The following is a 16883-nucleotide window of genomic DNA, read 5'->3' on the forward strand; positions in this document are numbered from 1 at the left end:
TTCCTTCATCTACGGCACTTTTCAGTCATCGTTCACCCCCTCTTTACCATGAGAATCGGAATCTGCCGTATAGCGTGTCATACCGTCCAGCCGGGAAGTCTTTTTTTGTTCCTTAGGACGTCCTTTTTGGTGAAACAAAAAAAGACTTCCCGGCTGTCGGAGACAGGCAGCTTAAAAGCTGCTCCTGTAGCCCTGACATTTAGGAAGTCGGATAGAAACGTCCAGGCCATTATCCTGGACATATACAAGATGCATACGGTTATTTCTATTCAATTTTCACAAAAACATTGATTTGATATGTTTTATTATAAACATTTTTATCAATAAAGTCAACATATTTTTTAGGTATTCTTAAATTATTTTAGATATCATGCATAATAAAACTTTTTATTTTAATCTGCATATTTTTAAGATTTGTGAATAGAAAAATCCGATCCATCTTCTATAAGTTCAACCGTTCCGCCCGCCGGAACCGGTACGGTGAGAATCCCGCCGTCGTCGGTCAGAAGGCCGGAGGACAGCAGCCCGCCTGTACACTCCCGCACCGTCATTTTATACACCGTTTTGCCGCTTCCCAGGCGGAGGAGCAGTCCCTCTCTCCCGGTTCCATTGACAAACACCATCTCTCTTGCCGGCTGATGCACGGAAACCAGCTCCCGGCTGTGGTAAGTGCAGGCCAGCTGCTCCCCCGCACGGCCCATGATGACGTTATAACGGCACTGCGGGTTCATAGGTTCAAAGCTCCCCTCCAGAAACGCCTTCTTATACTGTTTCCACAGGCCGCAGTAGTAAGCCAGCATCTCCTTATGCTCCCGCGGAAGCTCCTCCAGCCTCATGGAAAGCTGCGGCACGCTGAACAGAATCTGTATCATCTGCAGGGCCGCCCCCGCCGCAGTATCCTCCCGATCCCACATGAGCATATCGGAGTGCACCGCGCTCTTCCCTGCGATCAGCCGGAGGTCCGTCACGCGCACATGGTTCTCTGCGTCGTCGAAGGGGCAGTCCACGGCGCGGAAAATATTGCCGAAGCTGCGCATCCGCGGCCCGTTATACGTCTGCCGGAATTCCAGCATAATATCTGCCTTATGGCTTTTTAACCGCGCCATGCAGTCTTTCATCAGCCGGTCGGCCGCCTCGGTAAAGGAAGTGCAGTCCCGCCTATCGTCCTCCTCCCTTCCGCCAAATGGCGTAACCACGAATTCATCCACAAAGTCCAGCTTGAAGCCGTCTAAATCCCAGTCCAGAAGCGCTTTTTCATAAATACCGATCAAAAACTCCCTGACCTCTGGATACCGCGGGTCCAGCACATGCCACTCCCGCTCCGCATCCGGGTCGATGAGCATGTCCTTAAACCGCTCGAAATTTTCCGATCGCTCACCGATAAAGGGAACCGAATACCATGGGATGACGCCCATACCGATATCGTGCATCCGTTTTACAAATCCAGCCATATCAGGAAATTTGGAGGGAGCCGGTTTCCAGTCTCCGCAGTATGCATAACCGCGTCCGGTATCCTCCGTCTGCCAGCCGTCATCCAGAAGAAGGCTGCCGCATCCGAGTTCCTTAGCCAGCTCCGCCTGGGCGAACAGCGTCTTTTCATCCACGTTCTGGTGGTAACTGTACCAGGTGGAATACATGATCTCCCTGGCCGCTTCCGGCACCACGGCCGGTTCATTGCCAGGAATGGTCTCCCACCATTTTGCCGTGTCCGCAAGCGCTTCATAATAAGGCAGGGGACGGGTATCCACGCGCACCGTAACCGAATACTCCAGCCCACGGTATGCCTCCCGTTCAAACAGGGCTATCTCCACATCGTACTGTGCGGTCTCCTCCACGGGGATGCTTTTCAGTCCGATGGTATGAAGCGTGTCGGACAGAGCGATAACGGCGCAGTTTTTATTATCCTGCGCGATCAGGCACTCCACCGGCGCCCCCGTGAATCCGCTGGTTTCATACAGGTTCTCGAACCAGTCCGAATTGAGGGCCTTGATCAAGTGGAGCTTGGGTGTCCAGCGGTAATGGATGCCTCTGGCCGGAACCGCGATGTGAACCCGCACCGGTGGAAATACCGTCTCCCGCTCAGCGCGGAAGGACCAGGACAGAAAGCGGACGCCGCCTTCCTCCCACGATTTCCTTACCACTAAAAGCTCCTCCGGCACGCCTTCCTCCCGGATTTCTATTGTTCGTTTCATCATGCTGCACAATGGCTTTTCCTCCTGTCATGTCAGTTTTTTTCTGCCTTCGGCCGCTCTAACTTTTAACAGCACCTGCAATCATCCCGTCAACGATATATTTCTGTGCAATACAGTAGATCAAAAGAATCGGGAGGATCGACAAAACGATAAACGCGCACACGTAGTTCCATTTATACGTCATATAGCCGACAAAGCTGTAAATGCTGAGAGGCAGCGTATTCTTGGCCGTATCCGTCACAAAATACAGGGAGATCTGAAAATCGTTCCATACCCCCATAAAGGTGATAATGATATTTGTGAAGACGGCCGGCTTTAACAGCGGAAAAATCACCCGGTAAAACATGTTTAAGAGTCCGCAGCCCTCCAGCATGGCCGATTCATCCAGGGACTTAGGAATCCCCTTGATGACGCCCGAATAGATCATGATGCTGAGCGGCAGCCTGGAAGCCACATGGATCAGAATAATTGCGGCGTAGGTTCCGCTGAGTCCTAAAAACTTAACGATCATCACCTCTGGTATAAGAGAAAGGGGCGCAATCATGCCGATCAGGAAGTAATTGCTCAAAATCCGGCTCAGCCTGTCGGAGCGCCGCGTCAGGACAAAGGCCGTGATCGAGGCCACAAACACCGTCAGTGTCACCGCCGAGCCGGTGATAATCAGACTGTTCTTAAACGCCCGCAGCAGCTGTCCCTTCTCGATTACGTAGGCAAAATTCTCCCACAGAAATTTTTCCGGAAGAGAAAATGTCACCACCGCGGCCTCAGACACGGATTTGAAGGAGGTCAGAAGGACCAGCAGAAACGGAAACAGCACGAGAAACGCCATAAACGCACAGATCACATAGACGATCCCGCGGGAAACTCTCTTTTTTGTCTTTGCATTCATCAGATATCCGGCTCCCTTCTTCTCAGTATGCCTAACAGCGGTGAAATAACGATCACGATCAGCAGGAACTGAATCAGGTTGATCGCGGAGGCGTATCCCATGGTTCCGATCCTCATGGCGTCATACGACAGCTTGCTGATCACCTGGGTCGCCCCGTTTGGCCCGCCGTTTGTCATGGACATGACGATATCAAATATATTGAAGCCGCCGATGACGCATAAGGTAATGGTGGTATTAATGGACGGCGTGACCAGAGGAAGCGTGATATGGCGCGTTGTCTGCCATGCGCTGGCCCCGTCCAGCCTGGCCGCCTCGTAGACATCCGTCGAGATCGACTGAAGGCCCGCCAGAATAATGGCCGTATTGAATCCAATCCACATCCAGGATTCGACGGCGCACACGGTAAACAGGACGATCTTCGGATCTCCCAGCCAGTTGAGCGCCAGCCCGCCAAGACCGATGCCGCGCAGAAACTCGTTGAGTACGCCCGTGTCCGGCTGGAGAATAAAGGTGAAGACGTAGCCGATCACCAGTGCACCGATGGTACACGGCAGGAATATGATGGCCCGGAAGAAATCCCGGCCCTTAAACGCCCGGTTTAAAAGGAGGGCGAACACCAGGCCCAGCCCCACTTTAATGACAGTGGTAATCACGGCAAACGAAAAGGTATGGCCGAGCGCTGGCAGAAAGCTCTGCGACGCGAATAAGTCCTTAAAATTCTCGATGCCGATAAACTCCGGACTTTCAAAGTTGTAAATGCTCCAGTTTGTAAAGGAAAACACAAAGCCGCCCGCAATCGAGCAGACATAAAACAGAGTGAATATGATGAGCGCCGGCACGACAAACACCAGCGGATAATACTTTTTCTCCAGCTTGCTCACAAGACTGCCTCCTTTTAAAAAGGACTGTCATACAACCGCTCCCGAAAAAGCTCTGTAAGACAGTCCATTCGATCCAATCACATGTTTAAATCCTTACTTAAATCCGTCGAATCCCAGCTGCTTCCCTACCACGATCACCGCGTCGCTCCATATTTTAGCGCAGTCCTCCGGGCTCTTCTGGCCGAGAAGGACGGAAAGGAATGAGCTGTTGGCATCGTCGGATGGGGTAATTACATACGTCTGGTTATAATGAATTTCTGTCAGCCCCTGATCGATATAGCTCTGGGTATCCTGAAGCGTCACGCTTAGATTTTCCGCGTCAACAGACTTCCAGACCGATGTACACGCCCTCGTATCCATGTTCAGCTTTAAATTCTCATCAGATGCCATGTAATTTAAGAAATCCTTTGCCGCATCTACATTGGCAGACTGATTCGAGATATAATATCCGCCAGGGCCTGCGATCGCAAGACGGCTGTCGCCATCCTTCGTCGGCGCCGCGAACATGCCGATCTTTCCTTTTCCGGATGGCTCTGTCTTGGCATACTCCGGGTCTGCCCAGTCGCCCATGTACATCATGGCGGCGGTTCCGGAAGCGATTGCCTTCTGTCCCATCTCGTACGTTGCGGTAGCCATGTCGCTGTTCACATATCCGTTGTCCACCCAGCCCTTCATTCTGACGTATAAGTCATTGAATTCCGGAAGGGAATCCCAGCGGATCTCGTTCTTATTCAGCTTCTCCAGCGCGTCCGGATTAGCCGCCAGAATGTTGGGCCACTCGCCGTTGATGATCTGGTTTACGGTCCAGGCATCCGCCATGGACACGTAGACCGGTGTGATGCCTGCCGCCTTTAACGTGTCGCATACCGCGTTAAATTCCTCGAAGGTCTTCGGCACTTCCAGGCCGTTTTTCTCGAATACCTCTTTGTTATAGACGATTCCGAAGGAATTGACTCCTCCGTTGGGGAAACAGTAGATTTTACCGTCGCTGTGGGTGACAAATTCCTTCCCCGTATCGGTTAAATTGGCGACCCATGGCTCTGACGACAAATCCACCAGATTCTTTGCATGCTGGTAGGAAGCCGCCTGCGTACCGGTATCTCCAATGAAAATATCCCACATGCCGTTGGTGGACATCTTCGTCTGAAGCAGGGAGTCGAACTGGTCATCATCGATGGCCTGCACATCCACGGTATTGCCCGTAGCCTCTTCCCAGCCTTTCTTAAAGGTCTCAATATTGGATATCTCCACATGCGAGGCCTTTAAGCCTACGGTGATGGTTACGCCTTTTGCCTTCTTCTCTCCCTGAGTCTCCTTCTGGCTTTCCGCCGCAGTCTGTCCTCCTGCCGTTTCTGTCGTCCCGGCCTTCTGGCCGCAGCCGGCCAGCAATCCGGCCGCAAGAGCCGCGCATAACAGAACACCTGTCAATTGTCTTTTCTTCATAGCTACCTCCTTCAATTTGTTTCATCTGTTGTGCAATCAGTATAATTGATTCTCAGAAAAAAGCGAATGGAAAAATTTCTCTTATCCGTTTGTATTTTTTTGACCTCTCTTTTTTCCATTGTCATTCTACCGATTTTTCGCTATGATATAGGTAATCACGCAGAAGGAAATGGAGACTGACATGGATTCAAAAAAGAGGCATTTCAAACTAAAATTCAAATTCCGGCTGTTTCTTTCCGTGGCCGGAATTTTCCTGTTCATCGCGCTTTTCGTATCCCTTTTATTTTCCATGACTTCACTTAAAAATGCAAAGGATAATGATTACCGCGGCTCCGCCATGGTTCTGGAGCGCATCTCCTCTCAGATCGCGTCGCTGTATGAGCAGATGGATGTGGCCGCCACCTCTATCACAAAGAATTCCACGCTGCGGGGCACGGTGCTGAATTTGAATATCCGTGATTCCCAGCTCACCCAGCAGCAGATGATGGAGGAGCTGGAAAAGACCAGGACAATCCAGAAGACGCTGATTAACATGATGTTTTCGCCCATCATCTCCAATGTGCTTCTCTACAACCGGAATCTGGACTATTTCTATTATACGGGCCTCTATCTTCACGATGAAGGCCTGTTAAAACGCGCCCTGTCGTCGGACCGCTCCTTTGAGCAGCTCATGGAGGCGCGGTACGACCAGCTCTACTTAGGCCCCCACCTCTCCCCCTGGTCCGGCGACGACAAGGTCGTGCTGTCCGCCATACGGAATTTTTCTGATATCACCACGACTCAGGACACACTCGTCGAGATCCAGGTGCCCTATGCCCACCTGGATTCCATCTGCCGCCAGGAAAGCTTCGGAGACGAGAAGGAGATCGTAATCCTCGATTCCGGCTGCCGCCAGATCTATCCCTATGAGGAGACCGTCACCGTCCTTCCCCCTGAAACCATCGATCATATTGTTGCGCAGTTTAGGAACGGCGTTCCGGATTTCTACAGCGATGAATACGCCTATTACGGAAACTCCATCTTAAATAACCGTTTTCACGTACTCTTAGTCTCCAACCAGAGCACGCTGGCACAGTATCGGAAGCAGAATGCGACCAATACCATCCTGGCCGTTATCCTCATTCTGACCACCACCTGCGCTATCATATTCGTCATTATCTCCATCGTTTCGAAGCCGCTGAACCAGATGATCCGCTACATCAACGCGCTGAGCCTCGACCAGGATGCGCCCTTAAACCTGTCCTCGGACTTCCTCGATGAGTTTGAGCTCATCAACAGCTCCTTCAATCAGATGCTGGTAAAGCTGAAGGACTCCATCAAGGAGGTATACGAGGCCCAGATCCGGGAGAGCAACGCCAACTTAGCGGCCCTCCAGGCCCAGATTAACCCTCATTTTCTCTACAACGCCTTAAACTCCATCAGCGCGGCCAGTGAGATTTATGGAAGCGAAGTTACCTCCAGGATGTGCCAGCAGTTCTCTTCCATGATGCGCTACATCACCTCCTCCAGCCCGGAGGCCAAGCTCACCGAAGAGATACGCCACACCCGGAATTACCTGGACTTCATGAAAATCTCCTATGACGGCAGCTTCGATTACACCATTGACGCCCCGCTCGAAACGGCCAATCTCTTTCTGCCCAGGCTGACCATCGAGCCGTTAGTGGAAAACTGTTTCAAGCATGGCTTCCGGGAGTGTCTGCCCCCGTGGCACATCACCATCAGCTGCGCCATCGAAGGCGCCTCCTGGTTCATACGGATCGCCGACAATGGAAGTGGATTTTCACCGGAGGCGCTCTCTGACTTCCAGGAATTCAAGGACGCCTACGGCTCCAGAAAAACGGCAGACTTATACCGTGATCTGGAGATTGACGGCCTGGGATTAAAAAATATCTACGGCAGGCTGTTCTTGTATTTTAACGGAAATGTGGATATGTACATAGAAAACGGCGGCTCCCGCGCCCTGTGCGTGAGCCGACCCGACAATCAGAACAGCCCCGGTGGCTGTCTCATCACAATAAGAGGAGAAATAACACATGATTAAGATCGTCGTCGCCGAAGACCAGCCACTGATTCTGAAGGATTTGTGCTTGAAAATTGAAAAATGCGATCCGGATATGGAGATAGCCGGGACCGCCACCGACGGCAGAGCGGCCTATGAAAAAGCGGCGGAGCTCCAGCCGGATATTCTCTTTACCGATATCAAGATGCCGTTTTTGAGCGGACTGGAGGTGATCTCACGGCTGAAGGCCGAAAACAGGCAGATCCACACCGTCATCATAAGCGGATACCGGGACTTTGAATTTGCCCGGGAGGCCATGAAGCTGGGTGTGGATGAGTATCTCTTAAAGCCGCTTTCGGCAGACGACATCGCCTACGTTCTCTCAGAGCTGAAAGAGAAAATCTCCATGAAAAAGAAAGATTACAACCGCCATCTCCTCGAATCCCTGATTCAGTCCCCCGGCAGCCGGACCGGGCATATTAACACGACGTTTCCCTATGACTGCTATCAGCTTCTTCTGATGACGGCGGGCTCTTATCCCACGTTCCTTCTGGATTACGCCCTGCCCCATGAGGACGTGGGGGCCTTTCACCTCCTGGAAAACGCATGCCGCTCCCGGAAGCAGGAGGGCGAGATGACTTACTTATTCTCCGGCAGGCACGAGAACGAACGCATCTGTCTCGTCTGCTGCAGCAATCCCGAATCCACGACGGCGAGGCAGATCGCAGAGGAGGTTCTCTCCGCTTCCTCAGGGTCGGGCCTCCCCATAACCGTCTGTATCAGCCGCCGCATCCGCCATGTGGACAACATCGGCATGGAGGTTCAGATCATGCGGACTTATACGGAGCGGAACCTGCTCTTCGGGCGCTCCTCCCTTCTGGAAGCCAAACCATTTGAAATAAATATGCCTGACTTATCGTCCTATCTGACCGCCGCACAGCTTCAAAAATTCCTGTTCTGTGTCAGAAACCAGGATGAAGCCAGATTCCAGGAGACCATGGCCGCGCTTTTGGACACCCTCGAAAGTCAGAACGCGGCCCAGATCACCGTCGATTACTGCTTAAAAAAGCTGTTTAAAGACTGTTTTCCGGAGCAGACCTCGGTGGACTTTGATTTGGAGATCGACGAATACATCACCTACTCCAAAAGCTACGGGGATCTCTTCTCCTACCTGAAGTTTTTCGTGGAGCAGCTCATGCAGAACGCCTCCCTCTGCAACACCTCCGGCCAGTCCGACTCCGCCAGAATGGCCGCGGATATTCAGGAATACATCGAGAAGAACTACGCCGCCAACATCAATATCAATGACATCGCCACTGCTTTTTCCCTGACGCCGGCCTATTTCAGCCGCATGTTCAAGAAATATACGGGAACCAGGCCCATCGAATATCTGACCTCCGTTCGGATCCGCCACGCCTGCGAATACTTTGCCAACTCCGACTTTTCCGTGCGCCAGGTCGCAGAGTTCTGCGGTTACTCCGATCAGTATTATTTCAGCAAGGCGTTTAAATCCATTACAGGGAAGTCTCCTTCCGAGTACAGGATTCTTTCCCAGCCGTAGCGCAGGGTTCCCCATCAATCCACCGATATCTTAAATACCAGCGGATAACCGCCTGACACCTTCGTCCAGATATGAAGCCCGGTTTCATCGCGGCTCCACTCCGGCGGTTCTGCGCTTCCCAGGACCTCGACCGAACGGATGATTCCATGGAATTTCGGCAGCTTCGACGCGTCCTGCTCCGCCAGGGATTCAATCACGTATTCCCCGCTTTCACTGCACGCCAGGACGGCAGCGTATAAGTAACCATTGGCCGTCGTAAACCGGAAATCCCGCGGGGTAAAATGCTTTCTGATTCTGTCGGTAAACTGGCCCTCCTCCACCTTTGTGGGACCTTCGCCGTATTTTCTCCAGACCCTGCTGCCGTATACCGCCTCGCCGTTGACCTTCAGCCATCTTCCGATTTCGAGGAGCACGTTTCTGTCCTCCTGGGATATAGTCCCGTCTGCCTTCGGCCCCACATTCAGCAAGAGACAGCCGTTTTTGCTGACAATATCGATCAGGTCGCAGATAATATCCGCCGCCGGGCGGTACTCGTTGTTTTCCGTGTAGCACCAGGAATTTAACGCGATAGCCGTGTCTGTCTGCCAGAAAAACGGCTTTACATCGGCAAACTGGCCTCTCTCCACATCGGGAACCGCCGTCCCGAACGGAAATGCATCATGCTTATAATTGATGACCACCGCTTCTCCCCACTGGACTCCGCGGTTATAGTAGTAAGCCGCCAGCTTCCGCAAATACGGTTTGAAGCTGCTGTGCTGAATCCACCAGTCGAAATACAGGACCTTCGGCTGATACCGGTCGATAATCTCGCAGGTGCGGACCAGCCAGTCGTTTAAGTACTCCTTTGTCGGCTCCGGCTTTCCATAGATGTCGTGATGGTCCGGCTCCGGCATGGCCGGCCAGTAGAAATCCCCCCGTTCCATCGGCTCCTTGATGTCGCTGTCGAACTCTCTGCCATGTCCCATGAAAAACCAGTGCTCCGCCCGATGGGACGACGCTCCGTTTACCATCCCCCTCTTTTGGCATTCCTTTGTCAGTTCTCCCAGAACATCTCTCTTCGGCCCCATCTCCCAGGCATTCCAGCGGGAAATCTCACTGCGGTACATCATAAATCCATCGTGGTGCTCCGCCACCGGCACTACGTAGGATGCCCCCGCCTCCGTAAACAAATCCGCCCAGGCGGCCGCATCAAACCGGTCCGCCGTAAACAGCGGAATAAAGTCCTTATATCCAAATGATTCGTGTTTTCCATAGACCGCCGTATGATGCTCATATTCCTTCGACCCCTGGATATACATATTGCGGGAATACCATTCATTTCCAAATGCTGGAACACTGTAGATTCCCCAGTGAATAAAAATACCGAATTTACCGTCCCGGTACCACTTCGGCGGCTCGTAGGCCGACAGCGATTCCCACGTATCCGTGTAGGGTCCCTGTTCGATCACCCGGTCGATTTTCTCCAAATACGGTTGTAAATGATACATGCTTCTCCTTTCCGTGCGCGGTTCACCGCACAACGCAGCCACTCCTGTTCTTCTCTATCATACGGAATTATGGCCTGGAATCCAAGAGAAGGAGCTGACGTATTTTACTGGTATATGTCGTGTTTTCGAATATTTATGTTTGACTTTCCTTTATTTACGGGATATGATAGTTCTGTCTGAAAACAAGAACAGAAAACTTCATTTCCGCGGCACGGAGGCGGTATTTTATGCATGATAACAGCTTAAATTTTACCTTTCCATTAGAACATGTTTCCTTCCAGGTCTCCATGGTATCCACCGGCAGAATGGTACAGTCCATCCCCGCTCACGCCCACGGCAGAGGGTGTTACGAGATTCATTATATCCGGCACGGCTCCGGGACCGTGGTGATAGACGGCGTCCCCCGGCGCGTTGGACCGAATCCCCTCTATACCACCGGGCCTTCCATCCTTCATGAGCAGATTCCCGATCCGTCTGATCCCATGGTGGAATCCTGCATCTATCTGCGCGTATTCCCTGATTTCGAAAAACCGGAGCGCGGCAGCTCCCACGCCTGTCGGCGAAAGGAGACGAAGCGCGCCTCATTCCTGACGCCCTTTTTGGAACAGACCTTCTGGATGGGGCAGGATACCCAGCAGGTTCTTCCCCTGTTTGATACGATTTTTCAGGAGCTGGAACAGAAAAAGCCAGGATACAGGCCGCTTCTCTCCGCTCTCTTTCAGCAGCTGATCGTCTGTATCGCGCGCAATTATCTGGAGCCGAAGGCATATTATCCAGTTCCTGAAAGCGGCTTTGAAGATACTTCCGGGGACAGCAGCCTGTCTCTGATCGTGGAGGAAGCGTTTTTAAATGAATACCGGACCATCACGCTGGACCGGCTTGCCCGGCGGATCCACCTCTCGCCCAGGCAGACGGAGCGGCTGATCCGGCAGTATTACAACAGCACCTTTTTGAAGAAACGGACCGAAGCCCGCATAGGCGCCGCCTCTGTTCTGCTGAAAACAACGGAACTGCCGGTCGGTGAGATCGCGGAGATGACCGGCTACTCCTCCTCCGAACACTTTTCTTATGCATTTAAAACGTATACCGGCATGAGCGCCCGGGAATTTCGCAGGAAATCGTCATCCGAAGCAGGTCCGCGCCCCCTTTCGGAAAATATTTTTTAGAAAAATGCAAGATTGGGTCACTACTTTGATAAAAAACAATACAATAATTATAAAGACATCGATTAAGGATATATTTTATGACTCAATTTGAAACGCTTCCTCTTTCCGCAACACAGGCAAATGATGACGATATTGATCCTGGATTTTTAGTACCGGACTATGGCAACGTAATCCCTCCGTTTGATGAGGAGATCGATCCTGATTTTTCCGTTATGCCTCCTTACCCGGATGGCGTTATCCCGGACCGCCCTTATCCGGAAGGTCCCTCTTATCCTCCTTTTTTCCCGCCGTTCTTCCCGACACCGATGCCCTGTCTGTTCTGCAACACCAACCAGTGGGCGCGCGGCAGCATCCGTTTCCTGAATGCGGCAACCGGCTATAATGCCTTTACCATCTACATTGATAATCGTCCGGCATACTCCAACTTAAACTTCCCTGAGCTGACCAGGTATCAGCAGATCTCACAGGGCTATCACAGATTTTCCGTAGTCGGAAACGGCTATACCTACGTGCAGAAATCCATGTATGTCGGAGACGGCATGGCCACCATCGCAGTAATCAATTCGTCCACCGGACTGGATTTGACATCGATCGCCGATACCACCTGCCCGACCCCCAATGCAAACGCATGTTTCAGGGTCTGCAATCTGGCCTACTACAGCGGGCCGGTGAACACGGTCATCGGAAATGTCTATTTTAACTCGACCAACTTCAATCAGGCGGCCAGCTTCAGCTCTATGGGAAGCGGAACCTACCGGGTAAATGTTGCCCGTTCTGCCCAGCCGCAGAACACTCTGGTCTCCACTACCGTCACGCTGCGTCCAGGGCGCACCTACACCCTTTACGTATTGAACTGGAGCCCAACTCCCGATACGATCCAGACACTGCTGGTGGAAGACCGGAGAAACTGATCCTGTGAAGATTTTCAGCATATGTAATGGGTATTATTGAACGATGATACAGATATTGAGATGACACAGATAAAATACAGATAAAAAAACACAAAAAATCCCCTGTAAACAATTATCACGCGTTTACAGGGGATAAATTTATCATCAATTAAGCCACTTTTGTTTTAGCAAGTTCTGCTAATTTGGCGAAGCCTTCTGCATCATTAACAGCCATGTCAGCCAGGACTTTTCTGTTTAAGTCAACACCAGCTAACTTTAATCCATGCATAAATACGCTGTAGGATAAGCCATTGATCCGTGCTGCTGCGTTGATACGGGCAATCCATAACTGTCTGAACTGTCTCTTTCTTTCTTTTCTGCCTGCATAGGAGCTGGTTAATGCTCTCATTACAGACTGCTTTGCTACTCTATACTGTTTGGAACGAGCGCCTCTGTAGCCTTTAGCCATCTTTAACACTCTGTTATGTCTCTTCTTAGCGTTCATACCGCCTTTAATTCTTGCCATCGGTTTTTCCTCCTTCTTAACTTAAGATCCTATAAATATGGTAAAATCTTCTTCATTACTTTTGCATTGGTTGCGTCTGTAACGATATCTTTTCTAAGATTTCTTTTTCTCTTTGTAGACTTCTTAGTTAAGATGTGAGATTTGTAAGCTTTGTTTCTTACAAGCTTTCCTGTACCGGTCTTTTTGAAACGCTTTGCAGCTGCTCTGCTTGTTTTTAATTTAGGCATTGTATTTTCCTCCTTGATAATGTTCTATTAACGTTTTGGTGTTAAAAACATAACCATGCTTCTTCCTTCCACTTTGGACGGCTTGTCAATAACCGCTATATCGGCTAATTCCTTTGCGAAATCCTCAAGAATATATCTTGACTTTGACATATGCGCCATCTCACGACCTCTGAAACGTAAGGTTACCTTAACTTTATCTCCTTTTTCGAGGAACTTCCTTGCGGCGCCCATCTTTGTACTTAAGTCATTTGTGTCAATATTGGGAGATAAACGAACTTCCTTTACTTCGATTACCTTCTGTTTCTTCTTAGCTTCTTTTTCTTTTCTTGCCAGTTCGTATCTGTATTTACCGTAATCGATAATCTTACAAACCGGTGGCTTTGCGGTCGGAGCAATCTTTACAAGGTCCAGTTCTGCATCTTTTGCCATCTGTAAGGCATCTCTCGCAGGCATAACCCCTAACTGTTCTCCATCTTCACCAATCAACCGAACTTCCTTGTCTCTAATTTGTTCGTTAATCATTAAATCGCTAATTGTCGTGCACCTCCTATAGTGTGTTTGGTCGGAATTCACATTACTGCCCGTCAGGGCATAAAAAAAGTAGATAGACAAACGCTACCCACCATCAAAGTCTCTACACAGTATACCTATGTAAATAAGGCTATGAACCAGGGTCACTTACTCGTGCCGTGGTGAGGCGGATACCTACTTTCCTGACTGTTGTTTCCACAACTTTTTATAGTCTACAATATAACAGAAGAAAAGTCAAGTGTTTTTTATCGATTTCTTAAACTTACGAAATTTGCAAGGAATAAGTAAAGAACAATAAGGCAGATTGTGGTATTGTAAACATATCAAATATATGATACCACAGAACCGTATTAAAAAACAGGAGGATTGAATCTTGAATAAAAAAACAGTACTGCTTACCGCCATACTTCTCACCGCAGCGCTGAGCGCCTGTTCCAGCCGCCAGGCCAGCCCGGAACCGTCGGAGGATCCGAAAGCCACAGTGGAGCTCATGACAACAGACGGCAGAGCGGAAGGGCCATCTGCCTCCGGTCCGGCGGAGGAAAGCAGCTCTTCCATCCCGGCGGAGGTCCCTTCCGATGCATCTGACAGAACCGGACGATTTTTAAAATCCACCAGTGGAGACGGCATTCTGGTCATTGACAACTACGGCCCCGTCGTCTTCACCTATGCCTCCGGCGACAGAAGCGTTTTGGATACGCTGGACAACGGCGACGCCGTTTCCATGAAGGCCGGACCTATTATGGAGACGTGGCCGGGACAGACCACCGTCTATAGCTGTGAGCTTCTCAGAAAGGGAAGACGCGATGCAGTCGATCCCGATACCCTGGAGTCCCTGATGGAGATGGGCCAGATCGCAAAAGAGCCGCTCTCCCCCATGTTCTATGCCAGAGATACCCTTTTTATCGGCACAGGCAGAACTGCCAGCCCCACCTGCGGAACGGAAGACGGCAGCTTTTCCTCCGTCATTGACAGCTTAAAGGTCCCGTCGGAAAATGGCCAGTCCAACTTCGGCAGCAAGGGCGACGGCTATATATCCCTCTGGGATGGCGCCATGGCAGTCAGGGACGGCGACCATTACACGCTGTTTCTGGCAAACGGAACGTTGGAATATGAAGGCCGTTTCTTTCGTCAATCGGATTTGAGCGACGAGACGATCGCCTGGCTGGAATCCTATAACAACCTCCCGGAGGAGGGCCGCAAGTCCATATCCTACGTCCCTTATGATCTAATGCCGGAAGACAATACAGGCATAACAGCAATGGAGACGGATGCCTCAGCTCCCTGAGGAATCCGTCTCCATTCTTTTCTATACTAATTCATTATATTTTCCGCGTTTTACATAGTGGGTATGCAAAAGCTTATGGGCCAGATGGCCGCCGGGTTCTCCCAGGAACTCCTCATACAGCTTCATAAGATCCGGATTCTCGTGGGACTTTCGCAGAGGCTTGTGTTCGTCCTCGCTGTATAGCGCCGCCGCACGTTTTTTCCGGAAATCGTCCTCTTTCGGACGCGGCTGGCCGCCGCCTGCGATGCAGCCGCCAGGACATCCCATGACCTCGATGAAATGGTACGGCGAGGTGCCGTCCGCCACCTCTCTCATCAGCATGGAGGCGCCTTCCAGTCCGCTGGTTACCGCCACCTTCACTTCCACGCCTTCCAGATGCTTATACTCCAAAAGCGTGTCTTCGATGACGAAGGACGCGGTCTTAATCTGTTCCAGACCCACAATCGGCGTCACGTGAAGCCCTTCAAAGGGCAGTTCCCGTCCCGTTACCAGTTCGTACACGGTACGCAGCGCGGCCTCCATAACACCGCCGGTTACACCGAAGATATCGGCGGCACCCGTGGAGAGTCCCAGCGGCGCATCAAAGCTTCCTTCCGGCAGATTGACGAAATCGATGCCCGCCGACTTAATCATCCGCGCCAGTTCCCTGGTCGTCAGAACCGCATCCACATCCCGGGTTCCGTCTACTTCCATCTCGCCCCGTTCAATCTCATACTTCTTCGCCGTACACGGCATCACGGAGACGACATACAAATCCCGGGGATCCATGGAAAGGCGGTCCGCATAGAATGATTTTACTACCGCTCCCATCATGGTATGCGGGCTCTTACAGGTGGACAAATGGTCCAGCTCCTCCGGGAACTGGTGCTCGATGTGCTTGATCCATCCCGGTGAACAGCTTGTAATCATCGGCAGAACTGCGTCCCCTCCGGTGAGCACAGCAAAAAGCCGGTGCAGAAGCTCTGTTCCTTCCTCAATTATGGTTAAATCCGCGGAGAACAGCGTATCGAAAACGTCGTCAAAGCCCAGCTCGTGGAGGGCCGAAGCCATTTTCCCGGTAACCGGAGTTCCGCAGGGAAGGCCAAATTCTTCGCCGAGAGCCGCGCGGACAGCGGGCGCCACCTGAACGACCACGCGCTTGCCCGGGTCACCTAATGCCTTCCAGACCCGGCTTAAGCCATCCGTCTCCTGCAGCGCACCGGTGGGACAGACTACCGTACACTGGCCGCACATGGCGCAGGCCGTGGAATTAAGCGGAAGCCCCATAGCCGGACTGATGACCGTATCGAAGCCGCGGTTCTGCGCCTGTATGGCCCCCACGTGCTGTATCTCGTTGCATACGGTCACACAGCGGCGGCACAGGATACATTTGCTGGTATCCCTGGTGATGGAAGGGGAAATATCCACGCTGCATTCGGAGCGCTCACCCTCCAGCCGGGTCTCCGTGATTCCCAGTTCATAGCCCAGTTCCTGGAGTTCGCAGTTCTGGTTTCTGTTGCAGCTTAAGCAGTCCTTCGGATGGTCGGAAAGCAGCAGCTCATACAGGACCTTTCTGGCCGCACGGACCTTTGGCGAATTCGTATGAACCACCATGCCCTCCCTCGCCCTGACGATGCAGGAGGCCTGGAGATTCTTCATCCCATCCACCTCCACGACACAGATCCGGCAGGAACCGTATGTATGGACATCTTTTAAATGACAGAGGCTTGGGATTTTGATGCCGGCTTTGGCCGCTGCCTCCATGATGGTCGCTCCCTCTTCTATTTCTACTGTTTTTCCATTGATTGTCAGCTTTATCATCTC

The 16883-nt window shown here is 51.4% G+C and carries 14 protein-coding genes and 1 riboswitch; of the genes, 5 read left to right on the top strand and 9 right to left on the bottom strand.

Features of this window, described 5'->3' with window-relative positions:
* Window positions 1-167: 167 nt before the first annotated feature.
* A riboswitch (purine riboswitch) is annotated at window positions 168-268 on the bottom strand.
* Between the two features lie 139 nt (window positions 269-407).
* The 4 genes from M1L66_RS18810 to M1L66_RS18825 all read right to left on the bottom strand — a co-directional run bounded on the left by M1L66_RS18810 (window position 408) and on the right by M1L66_RS18825 (window position 5405).
* Window positions 408-2195 (bottom strand): glycoside hydrolase family 36 protein, encoded by a 1788-nt coding sequence (locus tag M1L66_RS18810; RefSeq protein WP_434687617.1) that lies wholly within the window; start codon window positions 2193-2195, stop codon window positions 408-410.
* Window positions 2196-2250: 55 nt separating this feature from the next.
* Complete coding sequence (locus tag M1L66_RS18815) at window positions 2251-3081, bottom strand: carbohydrate ABC transporter permease (protein ID WP_434687619.1); 831 nt, start codon at window positions 3079-3081, stop codon at window positions 2251-2253.
* The gene (locus M1L66_RS18820) at window positions 3081-3962 is read right to left on the bottom strand and encodes a carbohydrate ABC transporter permease (RefSeq protein ID WP_055653047.1); all 882 of its coding nucleotides are present in this window, start codon (window positions 3960-3962) and stop codon (window positions 3081-3083) included. Before M1L66_RS18820 ends, M1L66_RS18815 begins: the two co-directional genes overlap by 1 nt.
* Before the next feature lie 93 nt (window positions 3963-4055).
* On the bottom strand, window positions 4056-5405 hold the full coding sequence (locus M1L66_RS18825) for an ABC transporter substrate-binding protein (RefSeq protein ID WP_025531314.1): 1350 nt from the start codon (window positions 5403-5405) through the stop codon (window positions 4056-4058).
* Window positions 5406-5586: 181 nt separating this feature from the next.
* On the opposite strand from M1L66_RS18825, the gene M1L66_RS18830 reads away from it, so the two are divergent.
* On the top strand, window positions 5587-7446 hold the full coding sequence (locus M1L66_RS18830) for a histidine kinase (RefSeq protein WP_187019378.1): 1860 nt from the start codon (window positions 5587-5589) through the stop codon (window positions 7444-7446).
* Window positions 7439-8965 (top strand): response regulator transcription factor, encoded by a 1527-nt coding sequence (locus tag M1L66_RS18835; RefSeq protein ID WP_187019376.1) that lies wholly within the window; start codon window positions 7439-7441, stop codon window positions 8963-8965. Before M1L66_RS18830 ends, M1L66_RS18835 begins: the two co-directional genes overlap by 8 nt.
* Window positions 8966-8979: 14 nt before the next feature.
* Here the strand turns inward: M1L66_RS18835 and M1L66_RS18840 are convergent, their stop codons facing one another.
* Window positions 8980-10452: an alpha-L-fucosidase gene (locus tag M1L66_RS18840; protein ID WP_434687622.1), complete on the bottom strand. Its 1473-nt coding sequence runs from the start codon at window positions 10450-10452 to the stop codon at window positions 8980-8982.
* Window positions 10453-10679: 227 nt separating this feature from the next.
* Between M1L66_RS18840 and M1L66_RS18845 the strand changes: the two genes are divergently transcribed.
* Window positions 10680-11618 carry an AraC family transcriptional regulator gene (locus M1L66_RS18845; protein ID WP_434687624.1) on the top strand — a complete coding sequence of 313 codons (939 nt, stop codon included), beginning with the start codon at window positions 10680-10682 and terminating at the stop codon, window positions 11616-11618.
* 77 nt (window positions 11619-11695) lie between these two features.
* Window positions 11696-12529 (top strand): DUF4397 domain-containing protein, encoded by an 834-nt coding sequence (locus tag M1L66_RS18850; RefSeq protein ID WP_187019371.1) that lies wholly within the window; start codon window positions 11696-11698, stop codon window positions 12527-12529.
* A 148-nt stretch (window positions 12530-12677) separates the two neighbouring features.
* Here the strand turns inward: M1L66_RS18850 and rplT are convergent, their stop codons facing one another.
* From rplT to infC, 3 genes are read right to left on the bottom strand one after another with little or no spacing between them, the layout of a single operon-like run.
* Window positions 12678-13034 (bottom strand): 50S ribosomal protein L20, encoded by a 357-nt coding sequence (rplT, locus tag M1L66_RS18855; RefSeq protein WP_002603683.1) that lies wholly within the window; start codon window positions 13032-13034, stop codon window positions 12678-12680.
* A 29-nt stretch (window positions 13035-13063) separates the two neighbouring features.
* A complete protein-coding gene (gene rpmI, locus M1L66_RS18860) occupies window positions 13064-13261 on the bottom strand; it encodes a 50S ribosomal protein L35 (protein WP_002603682.1) in 198 nt (65 codons plus the stop codon).
* Between the two features lie 27 nt (window positions 13262-13288).
* A complete protein-coding gene (gene infC, locus M1L66_RS18865; RefSeq protein ID WP_025531319.1) occupies window positions 13289-13783 on the bottom strand; it encodes a translation initiation factor IF-3 in 495 nt (164 codons plus the stop codon).
* Between the two features lie 382 nt (window positions 13784-14165).
* Here infC and M1L66_RS18870 point away from each other — a divergent pair, with 382 nt between their 5' ends.
* Window positions 14166-15080: a hypothetical protein gene (locus M1L66_RS18870; RefSeq protein ID WP_434687628.1), complete on the top strand. Its 915-nt coding sequence runs from the start codon at window positions 14166-14168 to the stop codon at window positions 15078-15080.
* Window positions 15081-15101: 21 nt separating this feature from the next.
* Here the strand turns inward: M1L66_RS18870 and M1L66_RS18875 are convergent, their stop codons facing one another.
* Complete coding sequence (locus tag M1L66_RS18875) at window positions 15102-16880, bottom strand: NADH-dependent [FeFe] hydrogenase, group A6 (RefSeq protein WP_434687630.1); 1779 nt, start codon at window positions 16878-16880, stop codon at window positions 15102-15104.
* Between the last annotated feature and the right edge of the window lie 3 nt (window positions 16881-16883).

The sequence above is a fragment of the Hungatella sp. SB206 genome (assembly GCF_051132295.1).
In the GTDB taxonomy this organism is placed as follows: domain Bacteria; phylum Bacillota; class Clostridia; order Lachnospirales; family Lachnospiraceae; genus Hungatella; species Hungatella effluvii.

Coding starts and splice junctions, on each gene's coding strand:
- M1L66_RS18810 (WP_434687617.1), bottom strand. CDS start 2,195: ATGATGAAACGAACAATAGAAATCCGGGAGGAAGGCGTGCCGGAGGAG.
- M1L66_RS18815 (WP_434687619.1), bottom strand. CDS start 3,081: ATGAATGCAAAGACAAAAAAGAGAGTTTCCCGCGGGATCGTCTATGTG.
- M1L66_RS18825 (WP_025531314.1), bottom strand. CDS start 5,405: ATGAAGAAAAGACAATTGACAGGTGTTCTGTTATGCGCGGCTCTTGCG.
- M1L66_RS18830 (WP_187019378.1), top strand. CDS start 5,587: ATGGATTCAAAAAAGAGGCATTTCAAACTAAAATTCAAATTCCGGCTG.
- M1L66_RS18835 (WP_187019376.1), top strand. CDS start 7,439: ATGATTAAGATCGTCGTCGCCGAAGACCAGCCACTGATTCTGAAGGAT.
- M1L66_RS18840 (WP_434687622.1), bottom strand. CDS start 10,452: ATGTATCATTTACAACCGTATTTGGAGAAAATCGACCGGGTGATCGAA.
- M1L66_RS18845 (WP_434687624.1), top strand. CDS start 10,680: ATGCATGATAACAGCTTAAATTTTACCTTTCCATTAGAACATGTTTCC.
- M1L66_RS18850 (WP_187019371.1), top strand. CDS start 11,696: ATGACTCAATTTGAAACGCTTCCTCTTTCCGCAACACAGGCAAATGAT.
- rplT (WP_002603683.1), bottom strand. CDS start 13,034: ATGGCAAGAATTAAAGGCGGTATGAACGCTAAGAAGAGACATAACAGA.
- rpmI (WP_002603682.1), bottom strand. CDS start 13,261: ATGCCTAAATTAAAAACAAGCAGAGCAGCTGCAAAGCGTTTCAAAAAG.
- infC (WP_025531319.1), bottom strand. CDS start 13,783: ATGATTAACGAACAAATTAGAGACAAGGAAGTTCGGTTGATTGGTGAA.
- M1L66_RS18875 (WP_434687630.1), bottom strand. CDS start 16,880: ATGATAAAGCTGACAATCAATGGAAAAACAGTAGAAATAGAAGAGGGA.